The sequence below is a fragment of the Paenibacillus hubeiensis genome (assembly GCF_032334105.1).
Lineage (GTDB): Bacteria > Bacillota > Bacilli > Paenibacillales > Paenibacillaceae > Paenibacillus > Paenibacillus hubeiensis.
The window spans coordinates 1-2,932 of the sequence record NZ_JAVYAE020000038.1 but is presented as its reverse complement, the minus strand read 5'-3'; the positions used below and the strand labels follow the sequence as shown (position 1 = coordinate 2,932).

Below are 2,932 nucleotides of genomic sequence, written 5' to 3'. Positions count from 1 at the left end.
CGCATTAAGTACCATAATAAATGAAAAAGTTCACATTGTTATAGAACAACTGAAACGATGAGAGGCTAAATACAAGCGTATAGGTATTAAAGCAGCGTAATATTATACTGAACTTGCAGTTGAGGACGAGAACTTGTATCTTTACTCATTTCCGGCTGAGTTGTAAGTTTCCTGGCTCTTAGCCAGACGACCCACAAGTATTCGAGCGACCTTACCGCATAACTTCATAATAGATTAATTTTCTTGAGTTTTTCACATCGACATTGTATTGGTGCAGGGCTTTTACATCTGGATTAGTCATCACCATGCACATCGTCATGAGATATAGAAAGCGACGGAGACGAGGCTGGCCGCGTTTACTGAGAGCCCTTTTTCCCCGCCATTTGCCTGGGCTGGCTTCTGTCAGGCATGGCGAAGTAAGGCATTTCCATGCACATAGCCGCTTAGATCACCAGCTTCGCCTAGCACCCCAGCTAAACTCGTTGCATTTACACCGCGAATGGCAAGCAACTTTTGAGCGTACGGAATAAAGTTGTCTTTGTGCCCAATCGTATTCTTCGAGCAGTTGGCCCAAGTGTAGCTTGTAGGCATGCAGAGCCTGTGTGGCACCAACACTCCGCTTAGCCAGTGCTACAAGTGGTTTAGCTCGCTGCAGACCCTCATGTCGCTTCACATATTGTTTCCAGCCGGTAATCACATGCTCTGTCGTTAACCGGCTAATCTCTTTTGGGAGAGGAAAGAGCCGTAACGTGGCATGGAACTGGTGCAGGTTAGGACCTTAAAGACCTGTCGTAGTTCTGGAAACACAATGTCTACCCTTCGGTGGATCTGGTTCACGGCGCTGTTAAGTCGCTTAGCGACCGTATCACGGTTGGCCATGAGAATCCGCAGTTCCTCGTAGGCTTCCGGCCTGGGCAATATCTACGCCGATAACCAAATGCGATGAGGAAATATTTTCAATCGGGAAACGATAGATCAACAATGACAAAGAAAACAGCAGATCATAGTGATCGGCTGTTTTTATTTAATTCCAAGTCAAATTAATTGAAGATGTGCAGACGAGCAATTCAGTCGGATATAATAATTACCATTATTTAATTATTAAACCTCTAGGGAGGATATGTTATCATAAACATCCACAAAATAGCTAATGGAGGTTTTTTTTTGAAGGTACGATGGTTTACATTAGGAATAATATTATTTATTGGAGTAGTGAGCGCAGTTTTTATCATGGGCGCTGATCAGAATGGTAAAAAAATAAAACTTGATGCTAATGTAAATGTTCAAGCTTTACAAGCATTAGCGAATAACCCTATTTTGGAGAAGAACTTCAATAAATTAGAGAAAAAAGCAAATATAAAATTACAGTTGACATTAGACAGTGGAAAAGAGATTAGCACTAGTCTGAGCGATTATAAGGTTAGCATTAAAGGGAATATAAAACTAGATCAAGCTTATCCCTTTGAAGGTGAAGGAGACCTTCAATTATATCGATTCGATAACAGAGAAGTTTACTACGGAGCAATCGACGTAAATATGAAAAATGTTAAAGGTAATGACGAGGGTGTAGTTTCACTTCGTTATGAGCCCCAAACAGAAAAACTGGACATCTCTGTAACAAGCGGGGCTATGGGAGATACTGCTATGATTCCTTTTGGTAACCCGTTCTTAACAATAGATGATCTAACTAAGATCGATACTATTAAGGAGGAAGTTACACAATAATGAGTAAGATCAAAAAGCAATTAAATATCTTGGTTACAGCTTTACTAGTAGTTTTTTTGTATGAGCACTTTGGGACAGACTGCTTTTGCAGCATCTACGAATGAAATTTATTATCTCAAAGGGGCGGCTTATAGCTCTGATCTTCAAAAACAGTATAGTTCAACACCTACGGATATCGGATCTTCTGCTGTGGTTATGTCTGTTGCAACGACTTTTGATGGAAGATCTATCGGAAAAGAACGTGTGAGAGCATGGACTAGAAACGCCATTGTAGCGAACTACTACAAAGCCGGAATCGTAAAGACAAATTATGTCTCTTTATCGTTCGGTAACCCTAATGTAACGATGTTACTCAATCAGGATGATGTATTACCAGCAAAAACAGAGGCTTTTGAAGGCATCCCTGGAGTATCCTTCTTTTTGCAAGGGATATTATCTGAAATATATGAGTTGTCCATGTCCGTCATTCCATACATGAATGGATCAGTGGGTCATACTTTTAATGATAATAATTCGGTTTCGAGTGTGAAAATTAACTCGAGTGATTCTAATTTAGAACTACCTGCAACTGTGGGCTATAAGGAAGGAGATAGGTACTATAATGGTATTTATAATACTCAAAGTAATACGGTTACAAAACAAGGTATAGGTAAAGGAACTTCTGCGTACTTTGGATATAAATATATTGTTCCAAAAAACAGTACAGGCACTTTAACTGCTTCTGCAATTGCTCAGTATGAAGTTAGAGTATTTAATGATCCAATAAGCGGCATTCCGTTAATTTTTAGTGCCACTTCAGGCAAGGCTAGTGTTGCCCACACGATTAGCTACCAACCATAAAGGACGTAACTATGAAAACTAAACTAAGTTATACCGCATTAGCGATCGCAATCATTTTAATCATTACCTCATTAATTTTTTTTAATAAATATAATTCATTGATGAACAGGATAGAGAGTGCTACTAATTTATCATTTAAGTTGTTTATTACGGAGACTCAAAATTATCAAGATGATATTAATGATTATATTGAAACGAACAAAAATTCAGCTCAAGAAGCCCTTATTAAGGATGCTAACTCAATGAGAAAAGCATACCAAAATTACGCATTGTTGGTCAGCCTGGCAAACGATGACGCTGATACGAAACTATATAATCAAAGAACCGATTTATACTTGAAGATTATAAATAGCGAACCGGACTTTAA

The 2,932-nt window shown here is 38.9% G+C and carries 3 protein-coding genes and 1 pseudogene; 3 read left to right on the top strand and 1 reads right to left on the bottom strand.

The features are described from left to right. Positions 1-141 precede the first annotated feature (141 nt). Positions 142-906, bottom strand: a pseudogene (locus tag RSX24_RS32105) (transposase); the annotation flags it as partial. A gap of 258 nt (positions 907-1,164) precedes the next feature. Between RSX24_RS32105 and RSX24_RS32100 the strand changes: the two are divergent. The 3 genes from RSX24_RS32100 to RSX24_RS32090 all read left to right on the top strand — a co-directional run. Then, on the top strand, positions 1,165-1,725 hold the full coding sequence (locus RSX24_RS32100; protein ID WP_343262897.1) for a hypothetical protein: 561 nt from the start codon (positions 1,165-1,167) through the stop codon (positions 1,723-1,725). Positions 1,726-1,785: 60 nt separating this feature from the next. Next, positions 1,786-2,565, top strand: a complete 780-nt coding sequence (locus RSX24_RS32095; protein WP_343262896.1) for a hypothetical protein — start codon at positions 1,786-1,788, stop codon at positions 2,563-2,565. Between the two features lie 11 nt (positions 2,566-2,576). After that, on the top strand, positions 2,577-2,932 hold a 356-nt coding region (locus RSX24_RS32090; protein ID WP_343262895.1), incomplete at its 3' end, for a hypothetical protein.